Origin of the sequence: Lujinxingia vulgaris (assembly GCF_007997005.1) — a bacterium.
In the GTDB taxonomy this organism is placed as follows: Bacteria; Myxococcota_A; Bradymonadia; order Bradymonadales; family Bradymonadaceae; genus Lujinxingia.
The window spans coordinates 1-15186 of record NZ_VOSL01000120.1; the positions used below are offsets into that span (position 1 = coordinate 1).

At 66.4% G+C, this 15186-nt stretch carries 14 protein-coding genes; 12 read left to right on the plus strand and 2 right to left on the minus strand.

The window, feature by feature from the left end:
- Positions 1-252, minus strand: a 252-nt coding sequence (locus FRC96_RS16845; protein ID WP_249776215.1) for a SulP family inorganic anion transporter, incomplete at its 3' end; no start/stop codon positions are given.
- Positions 253-454: 202 nt separating this feature from the next.
- Between FRC96_RS16845 and FRC96_RS16850 the strand changes: the two genes are divergently transcribed.
- The 11 genes from FRC96_RS16850 to gpt all read left to right on the plus strand — a co-directional run bounded on the left by FRC96_RS16850 (position 455) and on the right by gpt (position 13613).
- A complete protein-coding gene (locus FRC96_RS16850) occupies positions 455-874 on the plus strand; it encodes a translation initiation factor (protein ID WP_146976147.1) in 420 nt (139 codons plus the stop codon).
- A gap of 156 nt (positions 875-1030) precedes the next feature.
- Positions 1031-2029 carry an LLM class flavin-dependent oxidoreductase gene (locus FRC96_RS16855; RefSeq protein WP_146976149.1) on the plus strand — a complete coding sequence of 333 codons (999 nt, stop codon included), beginning with the start codon at positions 1031-1033 and terminating at the stop codon, positions 2027-2029.
- 140 nt (positions 2030-2169) lie between these two features.
- Positions 2170-2976, plus strand: coding sequence for a CAP domain-containing protein (locus FRC96_RS16860; RefSeq protein ID WP_146976150.1), 807 nt, complete (start codon positions 2170-2172; stop codon positions 2974-2976).
- 232 nt (positions 2977-3208) lie between these two features.
- Positions 3209-5458, plus strand: a complete 2250-nt coding sequence (locus FRC96_RS16865; protein ID WP_146976152.1) for an NADP-dependent isocitrate dehydrogenase — start codon at positions 3209-3211, stop codon at positions 5456-5458.
- A 279-nt stretch (positions 5459-5737) separates the two neighbouring features.
- A complete protein-coding gene (locus FRC96_RS16870) occupies positions 5738-7036 on the plus strand; it encodes a lycopene cyclase family protein (RefSeq protein ID WP_230470371.1) in 1299 nt (432 codons plus the stop codon).
- Positions 7033-7803 (plus strand): fatty acid desaturase, encoded by a 771-nt coding sequence (locus FRC96_RS16875; RefSeq protein ID WP_146976155.1) that lies wholly within the window; start codon positions 7033-7035, stop codon positions 7801-7803. The genes FRC96_RS16870 and FRC96_RS16875 overlap by 4 nt, the downstream gene beginning before the upstream one ends.
- 102 nt (positions 7804-7905) lie before the next feature.
- The gene (locus tag FRC96_RS16880) at positions 7906-9441 is read left to right on the plus strand and encodes a phytoene desaturase (protein WP_230470372.1); all 1536 of its coding nucleotides are present in this window, start codon (positions 7906-7908) and stop codon (positions 9439-9441) included.
- Positions 9438-10391 (plus strand): phytoene/squalene synthase family protein, encoded by a 954-nt coding sequence (locus FRC96_RS16885; RefSeq protein WP_146976156.1) that lies wholly within the window; start codon positions 9438-9440, stop codon positions 10389-10391. The genes FRC96_RS16880 and FRC96_RS16885 overlap by 4 nt, the downstream gene beginning before the upstream one ends.
- Entirely contained in the window at positions 10388-11575 is a 1188-nt protein-coding gene (locus FRC96_RS22375) for a hypothetical protein (RefSeq protein WP_230470373.1), read from the plus strand. Before FRC96_RS16885 ends, FRC96_RS22375 begins: the two co-directional genes overlap by 4 nt.
- Complete coding sequence (locus tag FRC96_RS16890) at positions 11572-13059, plus strand: phytoene desaturase family protein (RefSeq protein ID WP_230470374.1); 1488 nt, start codon at positions 11572-11574, stop codon at positions 13057-13059. Before FRC96_RS22375 ends, FRC96_RS16890 begins: the two co-directional genes overlap by 4 nt.
- 59 nt (positions 13060-13118) lie before the next feature.
- Positions 13119-13613: a xanthine phosphoribosyltransferase gene (gpt, locus tag FRC96_RS16895; protein WP_146976160.1), complete on the plus strand. Its 495-nt coding sequence runs from the start codon at positions 13119-13121 to the stop codon at positions 13611-13613.
- Between the two features lie 81 nt (positions 13614-13694).
- On the opposite strand, the gene FRC96_RS16900 is transcribed toward gpt, so the two are convergent.
- Positions 13695-14246, minus strand: coding sequence for a hypothetical protein (locus tag FRC96_RS16900; protein ID WP_146976161.1), 552 nt, complete (start codon positions 14244-14246; stop codon positions 13695-13697).
- A gap of 136 nt (positions 14247-14382) precedes the next feature.
- Here FRC96_RS16900 and FRC96_RS16905 point away from each other — a divergent pair.
- On the plus strand, positions 14383-15186 hold an 804-nt coding region (locus FRC96_RS16905; protein WP_146976163.1), incomplete at its 3' end, for an AMP-binding protein.

Below are 15186 nucleotides of genomic sequence, written 5' to 3' on the forward strand. Positions count from 1 at the left end.
GGTCAGCGCCGCGGCCTCCGCGGTGTTCGCCGGCCCCAGCGCCCCCAGCATCGCCCCGCTCAACGCCGCCGTCGCCGCCATCGGCCCCACCACCACCTTCGGCGCTTGCCCCAGCGCCGCATACGCCACCAGCGCCGCCACCGCCGCATAAAGCCCCACCACCGGCGCCACCCCGGCGATCGTGGCATAAGCCATCGCCTCAGGCACCATCACCACCCAGAGCGTCAGGCCGGCCAGCGCGTCACGACCCACGGCCTGCCAACCCCTCTCCCCCTGCCTCAATGTCGGAAACAGCCACGCACGCTCCCCCACCTCTCCCCCTCACGCCGAGCCTCTCATCCATCGCCACCCAAACCCGAGCATCCCCGGGGCACTGCCATATACCCCTTTATCTTCGCGCCTTTCCGGGCCATAAGAGTCTCAATGCCCCTCCCCCCCACCCTGGAGCGACCTCATGGGCAAGCGCAGCAAATCGAAAAAAATCGCCCCCGACGCCGACGCGAAAGGCTTTGGCCATAACCCCTTCGCCGCTCACTTCGGTGCCTCGCCAGCACCCACAAATGACGCGGAAAACACCGCCGAAGCGCCCGACGCAGGCGCTCCCGACGCCGCCCCCCTCGATCTCAATCGCCAGAAAAACCTGCACCTGCGTGTGGAGCGAAAGGGGCGAGGAGGCAAAACCGTCACCCTCCTGGGCGGCTTTAAAGCGGGCGCAGGCGCCCCGACCAAAGATGCGCTCGAAGACCTCGTCGGCCAGCTCAAGCGCGCCCTGGGCTGCGGCGCCACCCTCGAAGACGACACCATCGTGCTCCAGGGCGACCAGCGCGACCGGGCAGCGAGTTGGCTCAACGCGCAGGGCGCAAAAGTGCGCTAACGTCTCTCGCGCATGACCCGCCAAACAAGCCGGGGAAGATCCGCACTGCGTCGCGCCTTAGTCTCTACGACACAAGTCTCTACGACACACTTCGCCTGCCCCCCATTCGTGGGAGTCGGTAGAAAAGACTTCGCTTTGCGCTCTAAGGATGCCCTCATGATTCCCCTTTCCGTCCTCGATCTGGCGACCGTAAGCTCCGAGATCACCCCCTCCCAGGCTCTGGCCCAGTCGGTGGAGCTCATCCAACTCGCCGAATCCCTCGGCTACACACGCCACTGGGTCGCCGAGCACCACGGCATGCAGGGGGTGGCAAGCTCCGCCCCCGAGATCCTCATCGCGCATCTGGCCGCGCACACCTCCACCATCCGTGTGGGCTCCGGCGGCATCATGCTCCCGAACCACGTGCCCCTGCAGGTCGCCGAGCGCTTTCACACGCTGGAGGCCCTGCACCCGGATCGCATCGACTTAGGGATCGGCCGCGCGCCGGGCACCGATCAGGCCACCCTGCGCGCGCTGCGCGCCTTTGATGCCAACCAGTTTCCCTCCCAACTTCAGGAGCTGCGCGGCATGTCCGCAGGCGATCTTCCCGAAGAGCACCCCTTCGCGCGCATCAAGGTCATGCCCGACGATGTGCGTCTTCCCCCCATCTGGCTCCTGGGCTCCAGCGGCGCCAGCGCAAAGATGGCCGGCCAGCTCGGCGTGGGCTACGCCTTTGCCAGCCATTTTAGCCCGACCGACCCTCTGCCGGCGCTCAACGCCTACCGCGACAACTTCGTGCCGTCGGAGCAGTTTCCCGAGCCGCACATCATCGTGGCCGCCGCGGCCATCATCGCCGACACCGACGACGAGGCCCAACGCCTGGCGACCTCCTGGGATCTGGCGATGGTGCGCCTTCGCAAAGGTCAGCCCGGCCCCTTCCCCACCCCCGAGGAAGCCGCCGCCTACCCCTACACCCCCATGGACCGCCGCCTCATTGAGGGGCACCGCCAGCTGCAGTTCATCGGCACCGCCGAGCGCGTCAGCGGCGATCTTCGGGCCTTCGCCGAGAAGACTGGCGCCAGCGAGCTGATGATCGCCACCTTCACCGCCTCGCACGCTTCGCGCGTACGCTCCCTGGAGCTTCTGGCCGAGGCCTGGCCCCTGAAGGCGTCCTGAATCGAGGCAACGCGCAGACGCCACGTTGAACTTCGGCTGGCCCTCCCCGATACTCGGAGCATCTTTAAGATAAGACACGATGATGTCGGTCAGCGCGGCTTCCGCGTCGGTTGACCCCGCTCAGAATGATTGGAGGATCCATGATGCCGCGCCCGACCTCACACGCTCTGCTCGTGACCACGCTTACCCTCAGCGCCCTGCTCCTCGCCACGGCCTGCGGCGACGACGATGGGCCGCGCCGCAACGAACCTTCCGGCGCGGACGTCGACCTGACCTTCGACGCCGGCGATGCCGACGCCCCGGACGCCGCGCGCGATGCCGGCGATGCCGAAGATCCCGCAGACACTGGCGATCCCGAAGACGCCGAAGATCCCGCGGATACGGGCGATGCGGCCGATCCAGACGATGCCGACGATCCGGCAGATGTCGACGACGACGTCGACGCTGGCGATGTCTCCGATCCCGACCACCCCGCCTGGACCACCGCCGAAGCGTTTGAGCTCTACGAGCTCATCATGGCCTACCGCGCTGAAAACGACCTGCCCGAGATCCCTCTCTCGCCCTCCCTCACGGCGGTCGCCGAGGCCCACGTCGCCGACCTCAACGACCACCCCGGCACCACCGATGGCGAGTGCAACCTGCACTCCTGGTCGGACCAGGGCAGCTGGACGGCCTGCTGCTACACCCCCGACCACGCCGAGGCGCAATGCATGTGGAACAAACCCCGCGAGCTCTCCGACTACCCCGGAAACGGCTACGAGATCTCGGCGATGTCCACGTTCATGACCCCCTCCGGCGCGCTGGGACTCTGGCAGAACTCCTCGGGTCACAACGCCGTGATCCTCAACGAAGGCATCTGGTCGGACCCCTGGGGCGCCATCGGCGTGGGCATCGCCGGGCAATACGCCCACGTCTGGTTCGGGCGCGAGGCCGACCCCGCGCTCTGAGCCTTTTTAAACCTCTCCCCCTCACCTCCAGCGGGTTTTGCGGGTTTTGCGGCGCGCACGGGCACAAGTGCGCGCCCTGACGCGTTATGCCCGATGAACATGCCAGACTCTGCGCGTTGACTTCGACGCGCCATCTTTGCCAAAACCCCTGCGTGCACTTGACTGAGGCGCAGCGGTTCACAGGACTTTGCTCGACGCTTTGCGCTCCCACATACTCCCACACGGTGACGCCATGACTCAGAAACCGACGATTATTTACACCAAAACCGACGAAGCTCCCGCCCTGGCCACCTACTCCTTCCTCCCGATCGTGGAGGCGTTTGCGGCCACCGCCGGCGTCAACGTCGAGACCCGCGACATCTCGCTGGCCGCCCGCATCCTGGCCGTCTTCCCCGACCGCCTCACCCCGGAGCAGAAGGTCGGCGACCACCTCAAAGAGCTCGGCGAGCTGGCGAAGACCCCGCAGGCCAACATCATTAAGTTGCCGAATATCAGCGCCTCGATCCCGCAGCTCAAGGCGGCCATCGCCGAGCTTCAGGCCGCCGGCTACGACATCCCCGACTACCCCGAAGATCCGCAGAGCGACGCCCAGAAAGACGCCCGCGCCCGCTACGACCGCGTCAAAGGCAGCGCGGTGAACCCGGTGCTGCGCGAGGGCAACTCCGATCGCCGCGCTCCCAAAGCCGTCAAAGAATACGCCCGTAAGCATCCCCACTCGATGGGCGAGTGGACCAAAGACTCCAAAAGCCACGTCGCGACGATGAGCGCGGGCGATTTTCGCCACAACGAGGTCTCCCTGACCCTCGACGCTCCCACCGAGGCGAAGATCGTGCTGACCGCCGACGACGGCCAGCCCTTCGTCCTCAAAGAGTCGCTTCCCCTGCAGGCCGGCGAGGTCATCGACGCCTCGGTGATGCAGCGCGAGGAGCTTTTGAGCTTCCTCGACGCCCAGGTCGACGACGCCAACGAAGAAGGCGTGCTCTTCAGCCTGCACATGAAGGCCACCATGATGAAGGTCTCCGACCCCATCATCTTCGGCCACGCCGTGCGCACCTACTTCAAAGACGTCTTCGCCAAACACCAGGATACCTTTGAGGAGCTCGGCGTCGACGTGAACAACGGCCTGGGCGATCTTCTCGCGAAGATCAAAACCCTGCCCGACGACCAGCAGGCCGAGATCGAAAAGGATCTCAAAAAGGCCTACGAGCAGGGCCCTGACATCGCCATGGTCGACTCCGACCGCGGCATCACCAACCTGCACGTGCCCAGCGATGTGATCATCGACGCGTCGATGCCCGCCATGATCCGCACCTCCGGCCAGATGTGGAACGCCGAGGGCAACACGCAGGACGCCAAGGCCGTCATCCCCGACTCCAGCTACGCGGCGGTCTACCAGGAGGTCATCGATTTTTGCAAAACCCACGGCGCGCTCGACCCGCGCACCATGGGCAGCGTCCCCAACGTGGGCCTGATGGCGCAAAAAGCCGAGGAGTACGGCTCGCACGACAAAACCTTTGAGATCGACCGCGCCGGCGTGGTCCGCGTCCTCGACGCCGAGGGCAACACCCTGACCGAGCACCGCGTGCAGCCCGGCGACATCTGGCGGATGTGCCAGACCAAAGACGCCCCCATCCAGGACTGGGTCAAGCTGGCGGTGACCCGCGCCCGCGCCACCGGCGCCCCGGCGATCTTCTGGCTCGACGAAGATCGTCCCCACGACGCTCGCCTCATCTCCAAGGTCAACACCTACCTCAAAGACCACGACACAAGCGGGCTGGACATCCGCATCCTGCCCCCGCAGCAGGCCACCCGCGTGAGCCTGGAACGCATCAAAGAAGGCCAGGACACCATCTCGGTGACCGGCAACGTGCTGCGCGACTACCTCACCGACCTCTTCCCCATTCTGGAAGTCGGCACCAGCGCCAAGATGCTCTCGATCGTGCCCCTGATGGCCGGCGGCGGTCTCTTTGAGACCGGCGCCGGGGGCTCGGCGCCCAAGCACGTCCAGCAGTTCAACAAGGTCAACTACCTGCGCTGGGACTCGCTCGGTGAGTTCCTCGCGCTGGGCGTGAGCTTTGAGCATCTGGCCGACACCTTCGGCGTGGAGCGCGCCCGCATCCTGGGCGAAGCTCTCGACCAGGCCACCACCGACTACCTGATGAACAACAAGGGCCCGGCCCGCAAAGTCGGTCAGATCGACAACCGCGGCTCCCACTTCTACCTGGCCCTCTACTGGGCGCAGGCCCTGGCCCGTCAGAAGCGCGACGCCCAGCTCGCCGAGCGTTTTGGCCTGGTCGCCGAAGAGCTCGCCAGCAACGAAGAGACCATCATCAACGAGCTCATCGCCGTGCAGGGTGAGCCGGTCGACATCGGCGGGTACTACTTCCCCAACGAGGAGCTGGCCGCGCGCGCGATGCGCCCCAGCCCCACCCTCAACGCCATTATCGCCGGCATCACCCAGCCGGTGGCGGCTGAGGCCTGAGTCTCAATAGCCGGCAACACACCCCCGCAAGCGCCTGATTCATAAAGAATTTTCGACACCTTAGCGCGTTTGCATCCGACGAGGGCGCGGTCCGAAAGGACCGCGCCCTCGTGTCGTTTCAGCGCATCCTCCCCGGGCTCATCATCTGCCAATGCCCCTCGTACAAAGCGATGGCCCGGGGTAGCTTGACCCTGAAAGATCCGTTTCGATGCTTCGTCTCTGCCCGGGCGTTCAGTCCGGTTCCTCGCCACGTTTGAACGGCCGTACCGGAGCATCCTCGTGACCCAGATCTTCCCCATTGTTGTTGTCGGCGCCGGCCCGGCCGGCCTCTGGCTGGCCGCGCACCTGGCGCGCCGCGGCGTGAAACTCGCGATCGTCGACCCGCAGCTCGACGCCCCCTGGCCCAACACCTACGGGGTCTGGGCCGATGAGCTTGAGGGCCTGGAGATCGAGGTGCCCACGCTCGCGACCTTCGATCAGGCCTACGTGTGGCTTCATCCGGAGCGGCCCACGCCGCTTGAGCGGGCGTACGTGCGCGTGGACCCGAAGGGGTTTCGAGAGCGCCTGCTCGACGCGTTACACACCGCGGGCGCCACGCTGATTGGCGAGGGGGCTCGTGAGGTGGTGCAGGATGGCGAGGGCGCCCCACTTCGCCTGATCTTCGAGGGAGGTCGACGCCTCGATGCACGAGCGATCGTCGACGCCACCGGCCGCGGGGTTTTGAGGCATCGCGCCGGCGCGGCGGTCGGTGCAGATCCAACGCCACCCGAAGCGCCGGGGGTGCAGAGCGCGCTGGGGTGGTTGGCCCGCTTTGAGCGCGACCCACTCGAAGGCCACCCCTTCGTCATGATGGACTTTCGCCCCCCACCCACCTCCGGGGCCGACGAGGTGCCGACCTTTCTCTACGGCATGCACCTGGGCGGCGACCTCTACTTCGTCGAAGAGACCGCCCTTGTCACCCGCCAGGCGCTGAGCTTCGAGGCGCTGGAAGCGCGCCTCAACGCCCGCCTCAGCGCCCGCGGCGCCCTGCCCACCGAGATCCTGGAGGTCGAGCGCTGCCTCATCCCCATGGGCGGTGAGCCGCCCTCTCTGCAGGAAGGCGTGGCGCCGATCATCGCCTTTGGCGCGGCCGCCGGCTTTGTGCACCCGGCCACCGGCTACTCCCTGGCCCACACCCTGCGCACGGGCGCGCCCCTGGCCGACCTTCTGGCCGAAGCGCTCAAGCGCGAGTTACCCCCGGACGCCATCGCCCGCGCCGCCCTGGGCCTGATGTGGCCCGCCTCGGCGCGCCGCGCCCGCGCCCTCTACGCCCTCGGCCAGGAGGCCGTCCTGGAGATGAACACCGCGCGTCTGACCACCTTCTTCGAGACCTTCTTCGCGCTGCCCGACGCCGACTGGCGAGGCTATATGGCCGCCACGCTTCCCCCCGCGCAGCTGGCCGCGGTGATGTGGCGGGTCTTCGGCCAGGCCACCAACCCGCTGCGCCTGCACCTGGCCCGCCACGCCCTCCGCGTCGCTCCGAAGACCCTCCAGACCATGTTCAATTCTTCTTCAAAACCAGGAGGTTCTACCCCATGACCTCCCTCCCTCGGCCCACACACCACACCGCCCGCGGACTTCTGAGCGCGGCGCTCATCCTCGGGCTCTGGGCGCTCTTCCTCACCGCCGCGTTGCGCTTCCCGCTGGCCGTCACACCCGCCAGCGCTGTCGCTGCGATGTTGCTTGTGGCCCTGCAGACCTTCCTGTACACGGGCCTCTTCATCACCGCTCACGATGCGATGCACCGCACCGTCGCGCCGCGCTACCCTCGACTCAATCACGCGATCGGCCGACTGGCGGTCCTGCTCTACGCGCTCTTCTCCTACGAGAAACTTCTCAAAAGCCATCATCAGCACCACGCCCATCCGGCTTCCAGCGAAGACCCGGATTTTCATGATGGCGAACACCCCGATCCCCCGCGCTGGTACCTGAACTTCTTAAAGGGCTATGTCAGCGTCGGGCAGATCGTGGGCATGGCGATCGTCTTCAACGTCCTGCATCACCTCGTCGGCGTGGCGCTCCCCAACCTGCTGCTCTTCTGGGTGCTTCCCTCACTCCTGAGCACCCTGCAGCTCTTCTATTTTGGCACCTACCTGCCGCATCGCGCGCCGGATGGCGGCTACGCCGATCACCACCGCGCAAGCTCCAACGACTTCGCCCCCTGGCTCTCGTTTCTGACCTGCTACCACTTTGGCTACCACTGGGAGCATCACGAGCGCCCCGACATCCCCTGGTGGGACCTGCCGCGTATGCGTCAGTTTCAGCGTCTCCAGAAAAGTCATTCAAAACCTGTTCAAAGCACTTGAACAGGTCTCAGCGGTGCACACACTCCAAACGCTGACGCATTTCCCGCTGCCACGGGCGTCGCCTCTATTGACTCTTTGACCCCTGCATCTCGGAGCATCACCGTGTCCACATCCTCTCCTGTTATCATCATCGGTTCGGGCTTCGGCGGCATCTCCGCGGCCATTCGTCTGCGCGCCATGGGCTACCCGGTCACCCTGCTCGAAGCCCGCGACCAACCCGGCGGTCGCGCCAGCGTGTTCAAGCGCGACGGGTACACCTTCGACGCCGGCCCCACCGTCATCACCGCCCCCTACCTTTTTGACGAGCTCTTCGAGCTGGTGGGCCGCGACATCAACGATTTTGTCGAGATGATGCCCGTCGACCCCTTCTACCGCATCACCTTCACCGACGGCTCAGAGTTCGACTACGTCGGCGACGAAGACCGCCTCCTCTCGCAGATCGCCGAGTTCAACCTCGACGACGTCGAGGGCTACAAGCGCCTGGCCGCCCACTCCAAAAAGATCTTCGACGTGGGTTACACCCGGCTCGCCGACCAGCCCTTCGACACCATCATGGACATGATGCGGGTGGTCCCGGACATGATGAAGCTCGAGAACTACCGCTCGGTCTACAGCCTGGTGGCCAAGTACATCAAAGATGATCGCCTGCGGCAGGTCTTCACCTTTCAGCCCCTGCTGGTCGGCGGAAACCCCTTCAACGTGACCTCGATCTACCTGCTCATCCACTGGCTGGAGCGCAAGTGGGGCGTGCACTTCGCAAAAGGCGGCACCACCGCGATCGTCGACGGCCTGATGCGCCTGCTCGACGAGATCGGCGTGGAGGTTCGCTTCAACACCCCGGTCGCCGAGATCGAGGTCGAGAATGGCAAAGCACAAGCCGTGCGCACCGAGTCGGGTGAGCGCATCGCGTGCCAGTTTGTGGTCAGCAACGCCGACCCCTCGATGACCTACAAGAAGATGATCGCGCCGGAGCACCGCAGCAAAAACTCCGACCGCCGCGTCGAGCGCGTCAAGCAGTCGATGGGCCTCTTTGTGGGCTTCTTCGGCACCGACAAAAAGTACGAGGATATCAAGCACCACACCATCGTGCTGGGGCCGCGCTACAAGGGACTTCTCGACGATATCTTCAACAAAAAGATCCTGGCCGACGACTTCTCCCTCTACCTGCACCGCCCCACCGCCACCGACGCCTCGCTGGCGCCGGAGGGCCACGACTGCTTCTACGTGCTCAGCCCGGTGCCCAACAACGAGAGCGGCATCGACTGGGAGGCCCAGGGCCCCGAGTACATGGAGCGCATCCTCAAGAGCCTCGAAGAGCGCCACATGCCGGGGCTTCGCGAGCATATCACCACCAAATTCTGGACGAGCCCGGACTACTTCCAGCAAGAACTTCGCTCGGCCAGCGGCGCCGGTTTTGGCCCCGAGCCTCGCCTTACGCAGTCGGCCTGGTTCCGCTACCATAACCGCTCCGAAGACGTTGAAGGACTCTACTTTGTGGGCGCCGGTGTGCACCCGGGCGCGGGCCTGCCCGGCGTGCTGACCTCCTCGAAGGTGCTCGAGAAGATCGTGCCCGCGCAAAACCCCGCCGATCACCTGCCCATCCCCTCTGCCTCCTCCCGGAGAAAGGCCTCCGCATGAGCGCCGCACCCCACTCCCAGCTCTCGACCTCCACCGACCTGGTGCGCGCCCACGAGCAGATCCTGGCAGTGGGGTCGCGCTCCTTTCGCCTGGCCTCGCACTTTCTGCCGGTGGACTGCCGCGGCGACGCCGCGCACCTCTATGCGCTCTGCCGCCTGATCGACGACACGGCCGATGAGGCCATCACGCTGCTGGCGGCCGAGCGTGGGCTGCATGACCTGCGCCAGGAGCTGCGCCGGGAGCGCCCCCCGCGCCCCCTGGTCGAGGCCTTTTTGCAGATGGCCGCGCGCCGCAATCTCGACCTGGCCTATGTCTTTGAGCTGATCGACGGTGTCGAGAGCGATCTTGGCGAGGTCTGCTTTGAGAGCGACGCCGACCTGCTGCGCTATGCCTACCGGGTCGCGGGCACCGTCGGCGTGATGATGTGCGCGGTGCTCGATGTGCGCGACCCGCGCGCCATCGCCCACGCCATCGATCTGGGCGTGGGCATGCAGCTGACCAACATCTGCCGCGACGTGCTCGAAGACGCGCGCATGGGCCGCGTCTACATCCCCTCGCGCCGCCTGGAGGCCCGCGGCATCCGCCCGGAGCACCTGCTGGAGGAGCGTGTCAACACCAAGGCCCTCGCGCAGGTCGTCACCGATCTCCTCGATCTGGCCGAGCACTATTACCGCAGTGGCGAGGCGGGCATGGTCTACATCCCGGCCCGCTCCCGCGCGGCGATCATGGTCGCGAGCCGCGTCTACCACGCCATTGGCGAGAAGCTGCGCGCCCGCGGCGCCAACCCCATGGTGGGGCGCACGGTGGTCACGCCGGTGGCGCGCCTGTGGTTTGCCGCCCGCGGATGCGTCGCCTGGCTGGGCACCCTGGGCAGCCCTGGCGAGAGGTTGCCTTCGCATAACACCGATCTTCACCGCGAGCTGCGCGGACTTCCTGGGGTTCAGTCATGAGTAACCTCTTGCACCTCTCCCCGGCCGGAAGCGGCGTCCACCCCGATCTTCTCAAAAGCGCCGGCGGGTTTGCCTGGTGGTACCTCGATCTCATCGATGAGAAGGGCGACGGTCTTGTGTGCATCTGGAGCTTCGGGCTGCCTTTTTTGCCGGGCTACGCCAACGCCGCGCGCCGCGGCCAGCCTCAGCTCCCCAAACACCGCCCCAGCCTCAACCTGGCGAGCTTTAAGGGCGGCAAGCTCGACTTCTACGTCCTCCAGGAGTTCGCCCCTGAGGAGGTCTTCTGGGACGCCGGCCAGGAGGGCGATCGCTGGACCTTCGGGTTGAGCGCGCTCGAGAGCGTGCAGCGTGGCGAGGAGCGCGTGGTGAAGTTGGATCTGCACCTGCGCATGCCCGATGGGCAGATCGCCACCGCCCTCATTGAGGCGCAGGGGCCGGCGGTGCGCCACTCCGGCCAGAAGCCCGACCCGGCCCACCGCCTCATCGACCCGCTGCCCGACCACGACTGGACGCCGCTGCTCTGCCACGCCCGCGCCCGCGCCACATTGCGCGCCCACGGCCAGACCTCGACCTTTGAGGGCCGCGTCTACCACGACCGCAACGGCGGCCAGCGCCCCATGCACGAGCTGGGCATCGACGTGTGGACCTGGGGACGGCTGGCCTTTCCCTCCCGGGAGCTGATCTACTACGTGCTGCATCCTACCGACGCCTCTCAGCCTGCGCAGACCCTGGTGCTGGAGATCGACGCCGAGGGTGAGACCCGCATGATTCCTGATCTTCAACTGCGTGAGCGCCGCCCCTCCAAAAACCTCGGCGGGCTGCGCTGGTGGCCCGAGCAGGTGCTCGAGCGCGACGGCGAGGCTGTGATCACCATCGACAACCGCCAGCGCATCGACAGCGGACCTTTTTACCTTCGCTCGGCCGCACGTGCTCGCGATCTGGAGCGTGGCGAATCGGCGCGCGGCATCAGCGAAGTCTGCGACCCGGCGCGCATCGACCTCGACGTGCATCGCCCCCTGGTGCGCATGCGTGTGATGCAGAGCGCCCGCCAGAACTCCATATGGCTCCCCCTCTTCACCGGCCCGCGCCAGGGGCGAGTGAGTCGTCTGGCAAAAAGTTTTCTGCCGGGTGCAGGCGTCGCTCAACCCGAGCAACCCGCACCGCGCACGAAGGAGCAACGATGAGCGCCGCCACCGAACGCGTCATCATCGTGGGCGCCGGCATGGGCGGGCTCGCCAGCGCCCTGCGTCTTAGCGCCCAGCCCGGCCTCGAGGTGCTCGTGCTCGACGCGCTCCGCGGCCCCGGCGGCAAGGTGGGTACCGCGACCCATGAAGGCGTCAGCTTCGATACCGGCCCCAGCGTTCTGACAATGCCCGGCGTTCTTGAGGAGCTCTTCGCCTCGGCCGATCTTCGCCTCGACGATCACCTCAAACTGGTGCATCCCGAACACCTCTTTCGCTACATCTACCGCGATCTTTCGCTCGATGTGCACGTCGACCCGGCCGACACCTCAGCCTCAATCGCCGCGACACTCGGGCGCGATGCCGCCGATGATTTTGAGCGCTTTCTGGCCTACTGCCGCCGCATCTGGGAGGCGGCCGCCCCCAACTTCGTGATAGGACCAGCCCCCTCGCTGGGCGGCGTCTTGAAGCTCGGGCTTTCGGCGCTCGCGAAGATGCGCGCCGTCGACCCGATGCGCACCATGAAGGGCGCCATCGACGCGCAGATTCGCTCCCCACACCTGCGCGATCTTTTCTACCGCTACGCCACCTACAACGGCTCCGATCCGCGCCAGGCCCCGGCCACCCTCAACTGCATCGCCTGGGTGGAGCTCGGCATGGGCTGCTACGGCGTCGAAGGCGGCATGCGCCAGCTCGCCAGGGCCCTGCACCGGGCCGCCGAACACAAGGGCGCGCGCTTTGCCTTTGAGAGCCCCGTCGAACGCATCGAGGCCACCTCCGAGGGCTTTGAGCTTCGGGTCCAGGGCGAACGCCTCAAGGCCGACCGGATCATCATCAACGCCGACGTCGCCCACCTCGTCGCCGATCTTCTACCCGCCGACTCGCCACATGGCCTGCAGCCCGACCCAAACCCCTCAATGTCCGGCTACACCGCGCTCTTCAAAGCTCGACGACGCTCCGATAGCCAGCGCGCCGCCCACGCCGTGCTCTTCCCACAGAGCGCGTATCTGGAAGAATTCGTCGACATCTTCGATCACGATCGCCCCCCGCGCGATCCCACCATCTACCTCTGCGCTCAGGAGAAGGCTCACAGCGCCGAGGGCTGGCAGGACTATGAACCCATCTTCGCCATGACCAACGCCCCGGCCACCGCCCCCGACGGCAGCACCGGCGTGGACTGGCAGGCGCACACCGCCTTTATCACCGAGCGCCTCATCGGCGCCGGCCTCATCGACGCCGACGACACCCCGATCTGGACGCGCACCCCCGAAGACCTCGCAAAGACCTTTGTGGGAAGCCGCGGCAGCATCTACGGGGCGGCCTCCAACTCAAAATTTGCCGCGTTCAAGCGTCCGCCCAACCGCGCCCCGGGGCTCGACGGCCTTTATCTCGCCAGCGGCAGCGCCCACCCCGGCGGCGGCGTGCCTCTCTGTTTGCAATCCGGCCGCCAGGCCGCCGAAGCCCTGCTGGTCGACCGGGGCCGCTGAGTGCTAAAGATCTCCGGCAGCACCTTCTCAATCTCCTTACCCGCTGCCGAGAGATGCCCATGAGCGCCGCCTACAATCAGGACTTCTTCGTCTCCTGGGAGGAACTGCATCGCGACACCCGCCAGCTCTGCGCGATGCTGATGGAGGACGCCTCCTACCCCTTCAAAGGCATCATCGCCGTGACCCGTGGCGGCCTCATCCCGGCGGCCATCGTCGCCCGCGAGCTCGACATTCGGCTCATCGACACCGTCTGCATCGCCAGCTACGAGGGCACCGAGGCGCAAGAACGCTCCGAGAGCCTGCGGGTTATCAAACCCGCCGCCGGCGACGGCACGGGCATGCTCCTGGTCGACGATCTTGTGGATACGGGAGCCACAGCCCGGAAGTTACGCGAGATGCTCCCCGGCGCCGTCTTCGCCACCGTCTACGCCAAACCAGAGGGGCGCCCGCTGGTCGACCACTGCGTGCGCACCGTCACCCAGGACACCTGGATTCGTTTCCCCTGGGATATGGAGCTGCACTTTTCAACGCCCCTGGTGGAGCGGAAGGGGTAGCGGCCTCACATCTTTTTCGGGCTCGATCTCGGACTCGGGCTCGATCTCGGGCTCGATCTCGATCTCGGGCTCGATCTCGGGCTACTCGCCGCGTTCGACGAACGCCACCACCGCCTCGCCAACCCGCACCGTGGGCACCTCCTCGCTGCGCCAGCGCTCCAAGAGATCATCGAGCTCCCCGGCGACCGCCTCCACCCGCGCCACCTCGGTCACTCGCCCGACGCTCGCGTACATCTGACGCAAACGCTTGAGCCATTTCTTGAGCGCGACGGCCTGCCCCACGCTTAGCTCTGCGGCCAGCACCTCGCCATCGACCACCAGCGCGCGGGCCTGTCCATCGCCCCACCCGCCGAGCGTCACCTCCAGGTCGGCCACCTCCACCGCCTGCCGCCTCAGGCTCTCCCAATCCACGCGTTCCCGCGCCATCGCTTTTAACTTCTTTCCTTTCTTCCTCTCTCCCTTATTCCCCTTATTTTTCGAGAACTTAGCGGAACTACCCAACGACCCATCGCCCTCCGCATCGAGCTCACGATCATCGAGCTCGGCCTGCTGGCGATCAAAGAGTTTGAGGCGCTTTTTAAACGACTTTCCCAGATGTTCGGCGCGGTGGGTGAGCACATCAATGGTGAGCATGGCGCTGATCTCCAACAATCGGTCCGTGGTGTAAAAAACTGCGAAAACTCTGCGGGTTAGAACCTTTCCACGCCGCAGCCGGCGTCTAATTTTTTTAGCGTACGACACACTGCTTCCGATATCCCGGGGGGGACCCATGGCATCGTTGCTTCGCGGCTTTGTGCGAGCCGCACAGCTTCACTGCACCCGCACAGCTTTACGTCTTGAAGGGGAGAGTTTCACCTACGAATCTCTGGCCGCGCTGGCCGGCGCCATCGCCGCGCAGGTCAAGGCCAACGCCCCTGGCGAGGCGCCGATTCTGGGGGTGTACGCCACGCACAGCTTGAGCGCCTACGCCGGCGCGCTGGCCGCCCCGGGCTGCGCCCGCACGCTGCTGGCGCTTGACCCTTACGATCCCCCCCGGCGCATCAACGCCATCCTGGCGCATAGCGGGGTGGAGGCCCTGGTGGTGGGCGCGGAGGCCGCCGACCGCCTCGACGGCCTGCTGGAAGCCAGCGGCCGTCCGCTGCTCATCCTCACCCCGGAGCTCGAGGATCTGCGCGGCCTGGCCGCTCGCCATCGACGCCACCGCTTCGTCGACGCCCGCGCCCTCTCTCAATGCAACGCCGAGCTTGAGGCCCCGCCGATGCCCGGCCGCCCCGCCTTTCTGACCTACGTGGGCGGCGCGCAGCGACCGCGACCGTTGAGCCTCAGCCACCAGGGGCTGGTGCATTATATCGACCAGGTCACGCGCAGCCTCGATCTCGACCCCGACGATCGCGTCTCACAGGTCTTCGACCTGCGCCTGAGCCAGTCTCTGCACGACCTCTTCTCGACCTGGCAGGCCGGCGCCACACTGGTGGCGTTGGGGCGCAGCGAGCGCCGCCAGCTCGGCCAGCGCATCCGCTCCCATCGCCTCACGCGCCTGGCCGGCTGGCCGGCGCTGGCCGCCGGGCTCTGG

Coding starts and splice junctions, on each gene's coding strand:
- FRC96_RS16850 (WP_146976147.1), top strand. CDS start 455: ATGGGCAAGCGCAGCAAATCGAAAAAAATCGCCCCCGACGCCGACGCG.
- FRC96_RS16855 (WP_146976149.1), top strand. CDS start 1,031: ATGATTCCCCTTTCCGTCCTCGATCTGGCGACCGTAAGCTCCGAGATC.
- FRC96_RS16860 (WP_146976150.1), top strand. CDS start 2,170: ATGATGCCGCGCCCGACCTCACACGCTCTGCTCGTGACCACGCTTACC.
- FRC96_RS16865 (WP_146976152.1), top strand. CDS start 3,209: ATGACTCAGAAACCGACGATTATTTACACCAAAACCGACGAAGCTCCC.
- FRC96_RS16875 (WP_146976155.1), top strand. CDS start 7,033: ATGACCTCCCTCCCTCGGCCCACACACCACACCGCCCGCGGACTTCTG.
- FRC96_RS16885 (WP_146976156.1), top strand. CDS start 9,438: ATGAGCGCCGCACCCCACTCCCAGCTCTCGACCTCCACCGACCTGGTG.
- FRC96_RS22375 (WP_230470373.1), top strand. CDS start 10,388: ATGAGTAACCTCTTGCACCTCTCCCCGGCCGGAAGCGGCGTCCACCCC.
- FRC96_RS16890 (WP_230470374.1), top strand. CDS start 11,572: ATGAGCGCCGCCACCGAACGCGTCATCATCGTGGGCGCCGGCATGGGC.
- gpt (WP_146976160.1), top strand. CDS start 13,119: ATGAGCGCCGCCTACAATCAGGACTTCTTCGTCTCCTGGGAGGAACTG.
- FRC96_RS16900 (WP_146976161.1), bottom strand. CDS start 14,246: ATGCTCACCATTGATGTGCTCACCCACCGCGCCGAACATCTGGGAAAG.